The sequence below is a fragment of the Myxococcus sp. AB025B genome (assembly GCF_006518215.1).
Taxonomy (GTDB): Bacteria; Myxococcota; Myxococcia; order Myxococcales; family Myxococcaceae; genus Myxococcus; species Myxococcus fulvus.
Window position 1 is genome coordinate 1 of the sequence record NZ_SRLW01000672.1, and the last position, 814, is coordinate 814.

The following is an 814-nucleotide window of genomic DNA, read 5'->3' on the forward strand; positions in this document are numbered from 1 at the left end:
GCCTGACGCCCCTCACCTCCACAAGCCAGCACCCCGAGCAGCAACACCGCGCACGCCGACGTCCCTCGCATGTGCATCCCCCTGGTTCAAGTCACGGTGCGGATGAGCTCCAGCGTCGCCGGCCCGCTCAACCAGATGAGCCCACCCGGCGAGTCACAGCCCTTCTCGATGTCCGCGTTCAGGTACGTCACCGTCAGGATGGCCATCGACTCCAGGAAGGCCCCTGACTCCACCGTGCCCGTCAGCGTGAAGACCGTCAGCGGCCCCTGCGCCAGCTCCCGCGACTGACTGAACACCAACGTGGACGTCTCCCCCGTGTTCCACCGCACCACCTGCCGCACCGTCCGGGGCGTCAAGAGGTCCGCGCACGAGTAGCCCGCCAGCAGGCTCGACTCGAGCGGCAGGCTCGCGGACTTCACCCCGGACGCCGGAATCGTCACGCAGTTGCTCAACGTGGTGGCCCCCGCCACCGTCACGTCCTTCGCCCCCTCCGACAGCCCCGGCAGGTACGACGCCTGGCTCACCCCCACCGGGCACGTGACGACCACGCTCCCCAGCTCGCGCTTCGCGCTCGGCTCGGCGACGGCGGCGGCCCCCTGTTCCCGGGACGCCCCCCGCTCCTCCTCCCCGCTCCCCGCCGACACATCGAAGGTCGACGTGAGGGCGAGCGCGGAGAGAAGCACCATCACCGCCGCCAACAGACTTCTGCGCATGGCCACCACTCCCGACTTCGCGTTGCTCCCCCCAGATAGGAAGCCCGCCCCGGCCAGCCCATCCGGCCCCGCGCCCAAGCGACGCTGACGGACGCTCACAC

The 814-nt window shown here is 70.5% G+C and carries 1 protein-coding gene; it reads right to left on the bottom strand.

Going from position 1 to position 814, the window contains the following annotated elements:
- Positions 1-86 precede the first annotated feature (86 nt).
- Positions 87-814 (bottom strand): hypothetical protein (locus FL311_RS43440; RefSeq protein ID WP_228557486.1); only part of this gene is annotated, 728 nt, incomplete at its 5' end.